Origin of the sequence: Iodidimonas sp. MBR-22 (assembly GCF_029946565.1) — a bacterium.
GTDB classification, from domain to species: Bacteria; Pseudomonadota; Alphaproteobacteria; order Sphingomonadales; family Rhodothalassiaceae; genus Iodidimonas; species Iodidimonas nitroreducens.
Window position 1 is genome coordinate 14,010 of record NZ_JARKVQ010000011.1, and the last position, 14,598, is coordinate 28,607.

14 protein-coding genes are annotated in these 14,598 nt (G+C 54.6%); 8 read left to right on the forward strand and 6 right to left on the reverse strand.

Annotated features, from left to right (window positions below):
* The first annotated feature begins 11 nt into the window (after positions 1–11).
* Positions 12–677 (forward strand): Fe2+-dependent dioxygenase, encoded by a 666-nt coding sequence (locus QK300_RS09415; RefSeq protein ID WP_281301439.1) that lies wholly within the window; start codon positions 12–14, stop codon positions 675–677.
* 84 nt (positions 678–761) lie between these two features.
* Here the strand turns inward: QK300_RS09415 and apbC are convergent, their stop codons facing one another.
* Positions 762–1,862, reverse strand: coding sequence for an iron-sulfur cluster carrier protein ApbC (gene apbC, locus QK300_RS09420; RefSeq protein ID WP_281301440.1), 1,101 nt, complete (start codon positions 1,860–1,862; stop codon positions 762–764).
* Positions 1,863–2,045: 183 nt separating this feature from the next.
* On the opposite strand from apbC, the gene hflK reads away from it, so the two are divergent.
* The 4 genes from hflK to QK300_RS09440 all read left to right on the forward strand — a co-directional run bounded on the left by hflK (position 2,046) and on the right by QK300_RS09440 (position 5,877).
* Positions 2,046–3,170 carry an FtsH protease activity modulator HflK gene (hflK, locus tag QK300_RS09425; RefSeq protein ID WP_281301441.1) on the forward strand — a complete coding sequence of 375 codons (1,125 nt, stop codon included), beginning with the start codon at positions 2,046–2,048 and terminating at the stop codon, positions 3,168–3,170.
* Positions 3,170–4,039 (forward strand): protease modulator HflC, encoded by an 870-nt coding sequence (hflC, locus tag QK300_RS09430; RefSeq protein ID WP_281301442.1) that lies wholly within the window; start codon positions 3,170–3,172, stop codon positions 4,037–4,039. Before hflK ends, hflC begins: the two co-directional genes overlap by 1 nt.
* A gap of 15 nt (positions 4,040–4,054) precedes the next feature.
* A complete protein-coding gene (locus QK300_RS09435; RefSeq protein ID WP_281301443.1) occupies positions 4,055–4,252 on the forward strand; it encodes a DUF2065 domain-containing protein in 198 nt (65 codons plus the stop codon).
* Positions 4,253–4,344: 92 nt separating this feature from the next.
* Positions 4,345–5,877, forward strand: a complete 1,533-nt coding sequence (locus tag QK300_RS09440) for a Do family serine endopeptidase (RefSeq protein WP_281301444.1) — start codon at positions 4,345–4,347, stop codon at positions 5,875–5,877.
* A 112-nt stretch (positions 5,878–5,989) separates the two neighbouring features.
* On the opposite strand, the gene QK300_RS09445 is transcribed toward QK300_RS09440, so the two are convergent.
* Positions 5,990–6,721: a YceI family protein gene (locus QK300_RS09445; RefSeq protein ID WP_281301445.1), complete on the reverse strand. Its 732-nt coding sequence runs from the start codon at positions 6,719–6,721 to the stop codon at positions 5,990–5,992.
* 119 nt (positions 6,722–6,840) lie between these two features.
* On the opposite strand from QK300_RS09445, the gene QK300_RS09450 reads away from it, so the two are divergent.
* Both QK300_RS09450 and QK300_RS09455 read left to right on the forward strand, forming a co-directional pair.
* Positions 6,841–7,608, forward strand: coding sequence for a hypothetical protein (locus QK300_RS09450; protein WP_281301446.1), 768 nt, complete (start codon positions 6,841–6,843; stop codon positions 7,606–7,608).
* A 22-nt stretch (positions 7,609–7,630) separates the two neighbouring features.
* Complete coding sequence (locus tag QK300_RS09455) at positions 7,631–8,401, forward strand: hypothetical protein (RefSeq protein ID WP_281301447.1); 771 nt, start codon at positions 7,631–7,633, stop codon at positions 8,399–8,401.
* Positions 8,402–8,466: 65 nt separating this feature from the next.
* Here the strand turns inward: QK300_RS09455 and QK300_RS09460 are convergent, their stop codons facing one another.
* Positions 8,467–8,850 carry a hypothetical protein gene (locus QK300_RS09460; RefSeq protein ID WP_281302300.1) on the reverse strand — a complete coding sequence of 128 codons (384 nt, stop codon included), beginning with the start codon at positions 8,848–8,850 and terminating at the stop codon, positions 8,467–8,469.
* Between the two features lie 240 nt (positions 8,851–9,090).
* Positions 9,091–11,427 carry a M1 family metallopeptidase gene (locus tag QK300_RS09465; protein WP_281301449.1) on the reverse strand — a complete coding sequence of 779 codons (2,337 nt, stop codon included), beginning with the start codon at positions 11,425–11,427 and terminating at the stop codon, positions 9,091–9,093.
* Between the two features lie 146 nt (positions 11,428–11,573).
* Here QK300_RS09465 and QK300_RS09470 point away from each other — a divergent pair, with 146 nt between their 5' ends.
* A complete protein-coding gene (locus QK300_RS09470) occupies positions 11,574–13,127 on the forward strand; it encodes a bifunctional GNAT family N-acetyltransferase/carbon-nitrogen hydrolase family protein (RefSeq protein WP_348651867.1) in 1,554 nt (517 codons plus the stop codon).
* A 12-nt stretch (positions 13,128–13,139) separates the two neighbouring features.
* Here QK300_RS09470 and QK300_RS09475 read toward each other — a convergent pair whose 3' ends face one another.
* The gene (locus QK300_RS09475) at positions 13,140–14,063 is read right to left on the reverse strand and encodes a cation diffusion facilitator family transporter (RefSeq protein WP_281301451.1); all 924 of its coding nucleotides are present in this window, start codon (positions 14,061–14,063) and stop codon (positions 13,140–13,142) included.
* Positions 14,064–14,099: 36 nt separating this feature from the next.
* Positions 14,100–14,588, reverse strand: a complete 489-nt coding sequence (locus tag QK300_RS09480) for a hypothetical protein (RefSeq protein WP_281301452.1) — start codon at positions 14,586–14,588, stop codon at positions 14,100–14,102.
* Between the last annotated feature and the right edge of the window lie 10 nt (positions 14,589–14,598).

Consider the following 14,598-nt stretch of genomic DNA (forward strand, 5'->3'; position numbering starts at 1 on the left):
GATTGCAAATCATGTTCATTCTCATTAGTGATGCCTTGAATTCTGATGATCTGTCAAGTTTACAAGAGATGCTGCCCAAGCTGGAATATGAGCCGGGGGCGAAAACGGCGGGCTGGCATGCGCGTGCGGTGAAATCAAACTGGCAGGCCAAATCTTCTGCCGCGCGCAGCCATTGCCAAAGGCGGATCAAACAGGCTTTGCTGGAGCATCCCCTGTTCAAGGCCGTGGCGTTACCCGCGCGGATCGCCGATCCTCTGATCAGCCGGACCGGACCGGGGGAGGGCTATGGCCGCCATGTGGATGATGCCCTGATGGGGCGAGACTTGCTGCGCACTGATTTATCCTGCACGGTTTTTCTCAATGATCCCGAAAGCTATGAAGGGGGGGAACTGGTGCTGGCGGGCTTGGGCGGAGAGGAAGCCTTCAAGCTCCCCGCAGGCAGCCTTGTGCTTTATCCCTCCACCAGCCTTCATTGGGTTGAGCCGGTGCGCTCCGGCCTGCGCTTTGTGGCGGTCACATGGGTGGAAAGCCTTGTGCGGGATGCGGGCGCGCGGGAGGTTTTATTCGATCTCGGTCGCGCGATGGACCAACTCCATCAGCAGGACGGCAAATCGGAAAGCTTTGATCTCATCGCCAAAAGCCGCGCCAATCTGCTGCGTCGCTGGGCTGGTCAGTGACCAGCCCCCTTTATCGAATACGCGCTGGTCAGTGACCAGCCCCTCTTTGTCGAACAAGCGCTGGCCAGTGACCAGCCCTCAGCGTTATTTGGCAGAGAGGCGAGCGGCGATTTTCTCGGCAATATCGAGATAGGCGCGGGCCTGCGGACCATCGGGCGATACCGAGACCACCGGGGTGCCCTGATCGGATGTGACGCGGATATCCATATGCAAGGGAATTTCGCCTAAGAAATCGGCCCCCAAAGCGGCGGCGGTTTCGCGCGCCCCACCGGTGCCGAAAATATCGGCGCGATCCCCGCAACTGGGGCAAAGAAAATAGCTCATATTCTCGATGATCCCGAAAATCGGCACATCCACCTGGCGAAACATCGCCAATCCCTTGCGGGCATCGATGAGCGCAATATCCTGGGGCGTGGAAACGATTACCGCCCCCGCCAAAGGCACCTTTTGGGATAATGTGAGCTGCGCATCGCCGGTGCCGGGGGGCATATCCACCACAAGAATATCCAAAGCCCCCCAATGCACATCGCCCAAAAGCTGGGTGACGGCCGATCCCACCATGGGGCCGCGCCAGACCATGGCTTTTTCTTCATCCACCAGATAACCGATCGACATGGTTTTGATCCCATGGGCGATGATCGGTTCGATGATTTTCCCCGCCACGTCTGGCTTGCCATGCGCCCCCACAAGCCGGGGCACCGAGGGGCCATAAATATCGGCATCCAAAAGCCCGACCATGAGGCCCTGACGCGCTAAAGCGAGGGCGAGATTAACGGCGGTGGTTGATTTCCCAACCCCCCCCTTGCCGCTGGCGATGGCGATGATCGCCTTTACATCCTTGATCCCTTCCAAGGGAGGCGCGGGCTTTGGCCCCTGTTTTCCGGGCATTTGGGGGGGGTGAGGGGGGCGAGACGCGGCGGGTGTGGAGCCTTGGGGGCGTTCGGCGGTGAGCACCACCGTGCTTGATAAAACGCCCGGAATGGCTTTCACCACCTGTTCGGCTTTGGCGCGCAAAGGCTCGGACCGGCTGGCCTTTTGGGCATCGGGAAGCTCAAGCGAGAAACCGATATGGCCATTTTTTATCACCAGCCCTGTTACATAGCCCAATGACAGGATATCCTGCCCGCTTTCGGAGTCGATGACGGTTTTCAAGGCATCGAGAATCTGTTGTTTATCGGCGGTCATATTGGGCCTTTATCTGTAGTCAAATGGATATTTATCGTGACTTTATGTCATAGAATGGAAAGCTGACATTGCGACAGGTCCCCGTCTTTCATATATAGCGTTACAGGAATTCTTTGCAAAAGCGCAGTTTTGAACCGCAGTGTTTGAAGTGCTCTGATTTTAAATCAACGGGAGAGAAAATTTATGCCCTGGCAAAATACCGGCGGCGGTGGCGGAAATGGCCCATGGGGTGGCGGGCCGCAAGGGCCTCAGGGGCCTCAGGGGCCAAGACGACCCCAAGGGCCTCAGCCCGATCTGGATGAGATGATCAGAAAAGGCCAGCAGCGCTTGAAACAAATGCTGCCCCAGGGCGCAGGCGGTAAAAGCGGGATCACCCTTTTGATCATTTTAGGGCTCATTCTTTGGGCGGCGACCGGGATTTATCGGGTGAATGCCGATGAGCAGGGCGTGGTCCTGCGCTTTGGCGCGGCGGCCGAGCAGCCAACCCTTCCCGGCCTGCATTGGCATTTGCCATGGCCGATTGAAACCGCTCTTACCCCAGCGGTTACGGTTGTTAATCGGGTTGATATCGGCTTTCGTCAGGGCATGGGGCAGGCCAATCGCCCTTCAGCTTTGCTTGATGAAAGCCTGATGCTTACCGGTGATGAAAATATCGTGGATGTGTCTTTCACGGTTTTTTGGCAGATCAAGGATGCCACCAAATATCTGTTCAATATCCAAAGCCCACAGGAAGGAACCGTTAAATCGGTTGCGGAAAGTGTGATGCGGGAAATCGTTGGGCGCACCAACATCCAGCAGGTTTTGACCGAGGGGCGCGGTGCGATCGAAACAGAAGCCCAAACCCTGATCCAGCAATCCTTGGATACCTATGAAGCGGGGATATTGGTCGGCGGCGTGAAGCTTGAAAAGGTTGATCCCCCCATGCAGGTGATCGATGCTTTCCGTGATGTGCAGGCCGCCGAAGCGGATCGTCAGCGGTTTCGCAATGAAGCGGATCGCTATGCCAATCAGATCATTCCAGAAGCCCGTGGGCGCGCCAATCAGATCCTTCAGGAAGCCGAAGCCTTCAAGGAACAGGTGATTGCCGGTGCTCAGGGGGATGTGGCGCGTTTCTTATCGGTTTATGAGGAATATGCTCAGGCCAAAGATGTGACGCGCACCCGCATCTATCTGGAAACCATGGAAAATATCTTTACCGATATGGATAAGGTGATCATGGATCAGAATGCCGGTTCGGGCGTTGTGCCCTATATGGCGCTGCCTGCGATCAAGGGCCGCAATGACAAAACATCAGGCGGAGACAGATAATGAACGCACGCTCGATATTTTTGCTGATTGTGCTGGGCGTGGTGATTGCCATTGCCAGTACCGGTTTGTTTACTGTGCGGGAAACCGAACAGGTTATCGTGATGCAATTTGGCGATCCCCGAAGGGTGGTCAAGGAGCCGGGGCTGCATTGGAAGCTGCCCTTTTTACAACAGGCGAATTATTTTGACTCCCGCATTCTCAATCTTGATATCGACACGCAAGAAGTGATTGCCTCGGATCAAAAGCGCCTGCAGGTAGATGCTTTTACCCGCTTTCGGATTACCGATCCTTTGCTCACCTACCAAACTGTGCGGAATGAATTAGGGGCCAAAAGCCGCATCGATACCATCGTGGCATCTAATCTGCGGCAGGTTCTGGCCTCTGAACCTTTGCGCAACATCGTGTCTGGTGAACGCGCCAAACTGATGGAAAGAATCCGCGAACAGGTTAATCTCAATGCTGATCGCTTTGGTGTCGAAGTGGTTGATATGCGCTTGCGCCGAGTGGATTTGCCGGATGCCAATTCGCAGACCATTTTTGATCGGATGCGGACCGAGCGTGAGCGTGAAGCTGAAGAAGCCCGGGCGGAAGGCCGCGAATTGGCGGCACGGATCAGGGCGCAGGCTGATCGTGAACGCACTGTTTTGCTGGCTGAAGCCGGCCGCGAAGCGCAAAAGCTGCGGGGTGAAGGCGATGGGGCTGCGGCCAAGATTTTCGCCGAGGCTTTTGGCAAGGATGTGGATTTCTTTGAATTCTACCGCTCTATGGAAGCCTATCGCAATGCACTGGGCAATAATTCCACCACCATCGTTTTGTCACCGGATAGCCCTTTTCTTGAGTATCTTGGTAATCAGAACGCGAAAAAATAAACTGAGGCCAGCCCCATGAGCTTTCTATGGACTGATTTTATTGTGGCTTTGGGGTTGGCTTTTGTTCTGGAAGGTGTGGCCTATATTTTGATGCCGGATCAGATGCGCCGTTTGCACGCTTTGGTGCTAAGCTCGGGAAACGAGAAACTGCGCCTTGCGGGCATTGGCGGCCTGCTCTTTGGCTTTGTGATGATTTGGGTGGGGCGTTTTTGATCCGCCCTTAGGTCCGGTCCTTGTCTAAAAGATGTTCGATCAGGGAAAATGCAGGGGATATGAGCAGGTGAATTTGTATAAAAGGAGGTGTCATGCGCCATAAAAATGCGACAGCGATAGCGATAACAAAAGCCAGTGATGGATTGAGCGCCAGAGCTGATGCCAGAACTGATGCCAGAACTGATGCCAGCCGCGAAAATCGGATCAAGCATCTTTTCTTATGGGTGGGGTTGCTTGCGGCGGTGGTTTTTCTTGCCACGGCGTCTCTTTCGCAGGCCCGGCAAATGCCGGAAAGTTTTGCGGATCTTGTGGAAAAGCTCTCTCCGGCGGTTGTCAATATCTCCAGCGTGCAAAATGTCGAAGCCACAACGCGGCGTTCGCCTTTCCCGCCGGGTTCGCCATTTGAAGATTTTTTTGATGAATTTTTTGATCGCCGTCAGCCCGGTCAGGGGGGGGATGGGCAAGCCCCTACGCGCAAGCTGCAAAGCTTAGGGTCTGGCTTTATCATCGATCCCAAAGGGCTGGTGGTGACCAATAACCATGTCATCGAAAAAGCCGATGAAGTGACCGTGCGCACAGTGGATGGCGAAGAATATCAGGCCGAGGTTATCGGGCGCGATCAGGAGGGTGATCTGGCCCTTTTGCGGATCAAATCGGATCAGGATTTTCCTTTTGTGAAATGGGGATCGAGCAAAAAAGCCCGGGTTGGCGATTGGGTTTTGAGCATCGGCAATCCCTTTGGCCTTGGGGGATCGGTGACGGCGGGGATCATTTCCGCCCATCATCGCCAGATCAGCGGGGGCCCTTTCGATGATTTCATCCAGACCGATGCCTCGATCAACCGGGGCAATTCGGGTGGGCCTTTGTTCAATCTCGATGGTGAAGTGATCGGCGTGAATACCGCCATTTTCAGCCCCACAGGCGGGAATGTGGGGATCGCCTTTTCTATTCCATCGGATCAGGCCCAACGGGTGATTTCGCAGATCGAAGAACATGGCTATGTGCGCCGGGGCTTTTTGGGCGTGCAGATCCAGGCCGTGGATAAAATGACGGCCGAAGCCCTGGGCCTTGAAAAGGCCAAGGGTGCCTTGGTCAATTCCGTGACCCCCGATAGCCCGGCGGCCAAATCCGGGATCAGAGAAGGCGACATCATCGTCGAATTCAATGACGAAGAAGTAGAAGACAGCACGGCTTTGGTGAAGGTTGTCAGTGCGTTGGGTGTCAAAGAAAAAGCGACCCTGACGGTCTTGCGCGATGGCAAGCGGGTCAATCTTTCGGTGGTGACCGGCGAACGGCCAAGACCCGATGATCCCACAACCCCTGCTCAGCCTTCGGTGACTGAAGAACTGGGTATGAATTTGTCAGGTTTGACGGTGCTGCTGCGCCAGCAATATGATGTGCCTGATGATGTGAATGGTGCCATTGTTCTTCAGGTGGCACCGGATCTGCGCCAGCGGATTGCCCCCGGCGATGTGATTGTCGAGGTGAATCGCAAGGCTGTGTCTTCACCCGAGGATGTGAGTGCGGCGATCAAATCCATCCGCGAGGAAGGACGCTCGGCGGCCCTGCTCAGGGTTTATCGCGCGGGTAATTATTATTTCATCCCCATCCCGCTGGATGAATAACAGATAAGGCCCTGATTTTTCAGTGCCACTGGCACATTGGGGCAAAGAAACGAAAAGGGCTGCTTTCGGGCGGCCCTTTTTTGTATTTATGGCGTTTTTCCAAGGGGATGTTTTATGGCTGGTGGATCAATTCCGCCTCGATCATGATCGCCACCTCATGCCCCACGGCGGGAGACCATTTGCCAAGGCCAAAGGCTGAGCGATCAAGGCGGGTGCGGGCGGAAAATCCCAAAGTGGGGGCCCCGGTCAGCGGATTTTTGGCATAGCCATTAAAGGTGACCTCAAGGCGGATGGGGCGGCGGCGGCCATTCATTTCCAACTGGCCTTCGATGGTGCCATCCACCCCATTCTGGCTGCGGATGCTTTCGGCAGTAAAATGGATCTCTGGATAGCGGGCCAGATCAAATAGATCCGTGCGCAGGATGTCATCAATCGTTGAACTGCCGCTATTTACCGATTGCAGGGGGATGCGCACATCCATCATGCTTTCCAGCGGATCATCAGGCTTTAAATCAAGGCTGATGTCGATGGTGTCAAAACGCCCGGTAAACTGGCTATAGCCCAGATGGCTTAAGCTGAAATGCACCGAAATATGATCGGGATCGGCGCGATAAATCCCGGCGGGGGCTTTGCTCAAGCGGGTTGTGACATCATGGCTCAACACCGCGATGCCCTGCTCGATTTTTGTGCAGCCAGATAACGAGATCAGTACAGTAGAGACAAGGATGAAGGCCAAGGACAGGCGGAACGCGGCAGGCCGGGTTCTTGTAACACAGGGGGTGGCGGGCCATTTATGACAGGAATGAAAGGCAGTGGGGGCAGGGTGGAAGCGATCAGGCTGCATGATTTCCGGTCCTTTTAGAGCAGCCCCATCGAGCCATTGGGGGAGAGGGTGAAAGGGACGTTCAGCAGATGTTCAGCCCCTTTATAGCAAATTTTAAAGGCACAGTGCAGGAGGTTAGCATGATAAGCGCAGATGTGATCAAAACCACTATGGCCCGCATTATTTATCCACCAAGTGCGGCATTGGCTTTATGTGCATTTTTCGCAAGCCCGGTGCTGGCTCAAACATCCTCTGCGATTGCCCCCCAAATGGATGGCTATCAAATCGAAACGGTGTTCAGCAAAGCCTTGAGCAAGCGGATGGAATCGATCGATGATCTGGAGCGGAGATTGGAAAAACGCTTCCGCAAAACCGGTACCGATGATCGATCCCACCTGCGCAGTTCGATTCATCGTTTTGCCAAAAGCCGTACGATGAATACCCAATGGGCAGGGGAAACCCTGATCCCCGATGCCGAGAATTATACGATGAGCAATCTCATCACTGCTTTGGCGGCAGATAATCTCAATCGTGCAGTGCCAGATTTTCAGGGAACCTTGCGCCTGACCGTTGATCGATTGAAGGTTTCGTCCCATCCCATTGCTTTTCTCAATGCGTCCAGTTCCTATGTTTTGGGCAAGGTGGAATGGCTCGATTCTGAAGGTCATCTTGTGAAATCACAGGATGTATCGGCCAATCTGGTCATCGATCCCAGTGTTGATTTAAACTATGATGGGCCAAAATATGCCTTCATCGAAACGGATGAAGCGGATCGTGTGGGGCCGACCCTTGCTTATTTTGTTGAAAGGGCCCTTGAATCCCTTTGGCCTGAGCAGGATGACGAGATCAACGGGCCGGTGATCATTCGCCTGAGCGGCCCCAATGAATCCATCATATTCAATAATTAAAAGCATATCAGGCGACCGGGGGATGAGGATGCGCAAGGCCGGTTTTTGGGCGGCAGCGATCAGGATAGGGGTTGGGTTGGTGCTGGCTTTCGGGCTTGTTTTGCCACCCGCCACGGCTTTGGCTGAAAACAAGGCTATGATGGCGGATGCAGAAACAAGCGTGGCATTGCATCCTTATGAATTGACGATTGAATTTTCCGGAAAACTCAAGCGCCATATGCGCGCCATCAACCGCATAGAGCGTATCCAGGAAGAACGCTTTCGCCGCAGTCTGTCTTCACGCGATGAGAGTGCCGATGTTCAGGGGAGCGAAAAGCCCACCGCCCCCCGATTGCCTTGGGCCGGGGCGGCGCTGATCCCTGATTTGCACGCTTTTTCGGTGGAAAATCTGCTCATCGCTATGGTGGAGCATAATATTGCCAGGGCCCAGCCCGATTTCGATGGCAGCATCCGCTTGAAGATTGATCGGATCAAGCTCGATGATCATAGCGAGCCTTATTTGCGGGCATCCAGCAGCTTTGTGGTGGGCAAGATCGAAATGCGCACGCGCGCGGGCGAAAAAATCATTGAGGATAAAATGACCGTAACATTGGAAGCGGATCAGCTCATGCGCACAGGCCCTGCGCAACAGGGCTTTATCTTTTCCAGATATGAAGCGGATTATCGCCTGGCGCCGGTTTTGGCACTTTTTGTGGAACAGGCGCTGGAAAAAGCATGGCCCCAGAAATCGGAGCAGATCGAAGGGCCGATTTTCATCGTGCCCGATCCGGCGGATGTGTCGGCCGCCCGCTGAAGATGAAGGATAAAAGCGTTCGGATTTCTCAGGAAAGCCCCCCTTCCTTCAATCAATCCGCTCCTTCAATATAGCAGGGTGCTTTTGGCTTCGGCATAGGCAAGGCCAAAGCTTTGACAGCCCTTTTCAGGGCCTTCGGCACGACCGAAAGCGGCATGAGCATTGAACTCCACCCGTCCCCCCGCCAGCAAGACCCGATCTTCGCTTTCTTTCGCCAGTCGAGCCATCGATTTGGCAATGAATTCTTCAATATCATCGCCATCATAGCCGCAAAATTCGGCATTTCCAGCGGTGCGCCCCAGCTTTTGCGCTAATAAAATGAGATAGGATTTATCCGGTCCTTGCTGCGGACCCATGCCCTGCGCCTTGGCAGACAAGGCCAAAATCGGCCCGGAAAGCCCGGCAATGATGCCGATCATCAAGAGCCAGGAGTGATTATATCGAAGCATCGGTCTTTCCCCGCATTTGTCCATCTCCAGCCTTTTGGGCATGGGGAGCATGAACACTCTTTTGATCACGCAATTTGCACTTCAAAGTTGTTTTAAGGAAAGCATGCTGCCGCTTGCCTTCGTTTGATCCTTGTAGGCGATTTCCGTTAAACTGCCAAGAGAGACCACCCATGAGCAGCATCAGAAGCTTCGGCGAGAAGTGCCAGGCGTTTCTTAAAAGGGATGCGCGGAAAGCCTGCCTCATCCCTCATTGCTTTTGGCTTCATCATCCGCGCCGCCCTCAAGCTTTTGCATCAGGTTTTTTTGCGGCGCGCGTTTGAACAACTCCAGCCGGGTTTCCACCGGCTTTCTTGGCCAATGATTATTGGTCATATCGGCATCGGCGGTTTCCAGATTGGGATCAATGCTGATCGATTGGATGGTTTGATCGGTGATGATCAGCTTGGTGACATGGGATTGATTGCTGCGCCAGATTTCTGCCGGGATCGGGCGCTTTTCTGTGCTGCCATCTTCATAGGTGATTTCTAAAAGAATGGGCATCACCAGCCCACCCTTATTGCTGAAATCAAGGAAATAAAGATTGGAGCCAAGCGCCAGAAGCTCTTGTTCCCATGGCTCCAGCTTAGCGATCAGCTTTTCAGCGGCCTTGCGATCAGATGGGGCGACCGTGAATTCATCATGCTCATTATAAAAATCGCGCAGATGGGGTTCGCGGTCGGTGCGACGTACCATCCCTTCATCGCGCTGCAGGGTGATGGAACGGGGAACCTCAGCTTTTTGGGCGCGTTTCCATTCGGCTTCCACATCGGGATTTTTGGTATCGATGGTCGCCAATGTAACCTGATCAAGGCTGATATCCACATGATCGGTGGAATAAAACCAGCCCCGCCAGAACCAATCGAGATCAACGCCGCTGGCATCTTCCATGGTGCGGAAAAAATCGGCGGGCTGGGGCCGTTTAAAGGCCCAGCGCCGGACATATTCCCGGAAAGCGAAATCAAAGGCTTCGCGCCCCATCACCGTTTCGCGCAGGATGGTGAGAGCGGCAGAAACCTTGGCATAGCCTGTGATGCCGCGATTGATATAGGCATCCGACTGGGTCATGATCGGCACCTGATTGGGCCGGGTCATTCTTTCGGCCAGATCGCGGGGTTCGCTCCGCAGGGGGGCATCGGGATCAAATTCGGCAAGCGCCAGTTCATCGAGGAAGGAATTGAGCCCCTCATCCATCCACAGCCAGTGGCGTTCATCGGAATTGACGATCATCGGGAACCAATTATGGCCCACCTCATGGATCACCACCCCGATCAGCCCATATTTGGTGCGCCGGGAATAGGTGCCATCCTTTTCCGGGCGCGGGGCATTGGCCGCCAGCATGGGATATTCCATCCCCGAGCGGATGGGCGCATTGATTGATGTGGCATGGGGCCAGGGATAATCCATTGCCATCCGGCCATAGGTTTCAAAGGTTTGGATGATCGCCGGGGTGGAATAGCGGCTCCATAAAGGCTCGCCTTCTGCCGGATAAAGGGATTGGGCCATCACCATGCGGCCATCAGCAGTTTCATAACCCTGCGCATCCCAAATAAAGCCGGGGGCGGCGGCAAAGGCGAAATCGCGCACATTTTCGGCCTTATAATGCCAGATCACCTCGCTATCGGCTTGGCGCACGGCATTTTGCGCCGCTTCATCGGGGGTGATGATGAACAGTGGCTTTTGGGCGGTTTCCGCCTGTTCCAACCGCTGGCGTTGGGTGCGGCTCAAAACCTTATCGGGATTTTGCAAAACGCCCGTGGCAGAGAGAATGAAGGTTTCGGGCACGGTGATCGAGACATCGAAATCGGCAAAATCAATGGCGGGTTCGCCATACAGAAAAGCCTTGGTGATCCAGCCACCATAATCGGTATAAGCGGCCAAACGCGGATACCACATGGAGATGAAATAATTCGGGCTGCCATCCTGCAAAATTTCATAGGCCGTCCGGTTCGACAGCTCTTTGGCCGATAAGATGTTATACTGATAATCGACAATAAGGCTGGTGCTGGCCCCCGGAGCCAAAGGCTGGGGCAGATCCACCCGCATCATGCTATCGGTGATCATTGTGGGCAGGGCTTTGCCATTCTGATCGGTCACGGCTTTGATCTCATAACCAAAACCGCCGCTTTCGATCAGCCGTATTTCGCGCAAACGGGCATAGGACAGGCGACCGGCCAAGGGATCGCTCAGGCTTTCCTGCGATGTGGAATGGGGCTTGAAGCGGTTTTGATCAAGCTGCAGCCACACATAGGAAAGACGATCAGGCGAGCGGTTTTCATAGCGCATCTCAACCCGCCCCGTGATCCGCTTATTTGCATCATCAAGGCGCACATCGATTTTATAATGCACATATTGCTGCCAATATTCATGCCCCGGCGCGCCGGATGCCGCCCTGATGCTGTTGGGTCCGGGCCATTGTTCTTCCAATTGCCGGAAGGCATCATGATGGCCCGCTTTGGTTTGGGCTATCGGATGGGCATCGGCCATAGGGGCCGCAAAGGATGCAATCAGAAAAATTGACAGCAAATGAACGATCCGCATGAAACGATCCCTTTTATTTTTTTGGCAGCTTTAACCAATTTGCTATTTCGCAGCATATCTGTAGAAGACTAGCAAAAGGCGAGATGAGAGGGCAATGCGTGTTGCAACAGGCTCATGCGCTTTTGCAGGAAAAGGATGAAGACCGGATGGCCGATCAAACCAAAAAGCGCAGTTTATATATCAGGCAATTCCAGTTTTCCGATATTGATGATGTGGTGGCGCTTTTGAAAAAAGCCTATCCCACCATGCCCACCATGGCCCCGGAAAATCTTCGCGGGCCGCTCAGCCGCTATCCCGAAGGCCAGTTTGTCGCCATTTTGGATGAGGCCATCATCGGGGTGTGCCTCACCTTTCGGATTTCTCAATCCATCGCCTTAAAGCCCCATAGCTGGGCCGAGATTACCGGCAATGGTTTTGCCTCGCGCCATGATCCCGATGGATCCGTGCTCTATGGCATGGAGGTTGCGGTCGATCCCGATGTGCGTGGCTTGAAAATCGGCCAAAGGCTTTATGATGCGCGGAAAAAACTGGCTCGCGAGCAGGGACTCAAAGGCATTGTTTTTGCGGGCCGGATGCCCGGCTATGGGCGGCGGCGGCGGCGCTTTCCAACGCCTGAAGCCTATCTGGAAGCGGCCCAGGATCGCCGCGTGCGCGATAGCGTGATCGGCTTTCAATTACGCAATAATTTCGAGCCGGTGCAGATTTTGCGCGATTATCTGCCCAGCGACAAGGAAAGCTTTGGCTGCGCTGTTTTGATGCAGTGGCATAATCCCGATATCGCCAATACCGAGGAAACCAAAGGCATTCATCGCAGCCGGGTCAGCGGGCGTCCGGTGCGGGTGGCCACCGTTCAGATGGAAATGCGGGCGGTGGATTCCTTTGAGGAATTTATTAAGAATGTGGCCTATTTCACCGAGGTCGCCAGCGATTATCGCTCTGATTTCGTGGTGTTCCCTGAACTGTTTACCCTGCAATTATTGTCTGCCGAGCCGAAAAAGCTGACCCCTCAGGAAGGGATCGAGGCGCTGACCCGCTATGCCGAGCAATTTCGCGAAACCATGCGCGATCTGGCGATGCGCTATAATATCAATATCATTGGCGGCTCAACCCCGGTGCGGATGGAAGGGGGGGATGTGAAAAACATCACCTATGTATTCCTGCGCGATGGGGCGGTTCATGCTCAGGATAAAATCCACCCCACCCCCAATGAGCGTTTCTGGTGGAATATCAAGGGGGGAACAGAGGTGGCGGCGATCCCCACCGATTGCGGCATGATCGGGGTTTTGATCTGCTATGACAGCGAATTTCCCGAACTCGCCCGCCGATTGGTGGATCAGGGCGCCCTGATCCTGTTCGTGCCTTTTTGCACCGATGAACGGCAAAGCTATTTGCGGGTGCGCTATTGTGCCCAGGCGCGGGCGGTGGAAAATCAAAGCTATGTGGTGATGGCGGGGAATGTCGGCAATCTGCCGAATGTCGAGAATATGGACATTCAATATGCCCAAAGCTGCATTCTCACCCCTTGTGATTTTCCCTTTGCCCGGGATGGAATCGCCGCCGATACCACCCCTAATGCCGAAACCGTGGCTTTTGCCGATCTGCATCTTGATGATCTGGTGCGGGCGCGCAATTCCGGCACGGTGACCAATCTGAAGGACCGGCGCTTTGATCTTTATCATATCGATTGGGAACGAAAATAAATCCCAGTGGAATCATCTTGGCGGATGATCAGCGCAGCCATCAGATTCGATCTGAATGGTGCTGTGGGTGATGTTATAGCGTTTGGCAAGGAAATCTTTTACGCGCAGTAACACATCATCGGCGCGATCTTCGGGCCGGATGGTGATATGCATGGTCAAAAGCGGGCGTTCGGCGGTTAAAAGCCAGACATGCAGATGGTGCACATCGCAAATTTGCACGATTTCGTGTGAAAGTTCGCGCGCCAGAGTTTCGGGATCGATATGATCAGGCGCACCTTCCATCAGGATATGCAGGGTTCGCCGGGTGATCGACCAACCGGCGCGGATCAAAAGCCCCGCCACCAGCAAGGACAGCAGCGGGTCGATGGGGGTCCAGCCCGTATAAAGAATGACGATGGCGGCGATGATCGCGGCGATTGAGCCCAGAATATCGCCAATCACATGCCATAAAGCCGCGCGGATATTGAGATTGTTTCGATCCGCCCCGTGGATCAGACGAAAAGCGACGAGATTGACCAGAAGCCCGACGATCGCCACCGCCAGCATCGGTCCGGCCATCACCTCGGGCGGGGAGGCGATACGCTTTAACGCCTCGATCACGATCCAGATCACCAGAGCAAAAAGCGCCAATCCGTTGATAAAGGCGGCGATCACCTCGAATCGGTAATAGCCAAAGCTTTTGCCCCGATCATGGGGGCGGCGAGAGATGCGAAAGGCGGAAAAGGCGAGCGCCAGCGCCGCCGCATCGGTCAGCATATGCCCGGCATCCGCCAAAAGGGCGAGAGAGCCCGATATCAGCCCCCCCGCCACTTCGATCAGCATGAAACCGCCGATCAAAAGCATTGCAAAGAATGTGCGGCGCTCGTTTTGATGATCATGCCCACCGCCATGGCTGTGGAGGGCGCCATGGCTGTGGCTGTGATGATCTCTATGCATAAAAGCGATCCCCGGGCTTTGGCCGGTTTTGATGATTTATTGGCTTTTGATCAGATCGCGATGGCGGAAAAGCAGAGCTGCGCTGGAAATCCACACCAGCAGCGCCATGATGAACAGGCTGCCGCCATCACTGGCGATTTGATCGGCTTCGCTGCCCACCACAATGCCAAGGGGGGTGAACAGATGAAAGAAGATCGCCCCACTGATCACCCCAAGGGCCAAAAGCGCGCCCACGGCATGGGTTTTTGCGGCCCGGCCTTGCCCCTTCAGGCCGCCAAGGGCCGCCCCCGCAAGCAAAAGCAGGCTGGCAATCAATTCCGCCACCCCCACGATCTGTTGGCTGAAAATGCCGCCGGGGGCAAAAAGCCCGGAAAGGCCAAGGCTGCTTTGGGCCCAGCCTTCAATGGTTTTGAAAATATAGACCGGTTCGGGCGCTCCGGTAAATTTGAAAGCCAAGGATTGCACAAAAACAAAGGCAATGAACACGGTCAGCAACCAGGGCAGAATTTTTTTCACAAAAGTCATGGCTCTCTCC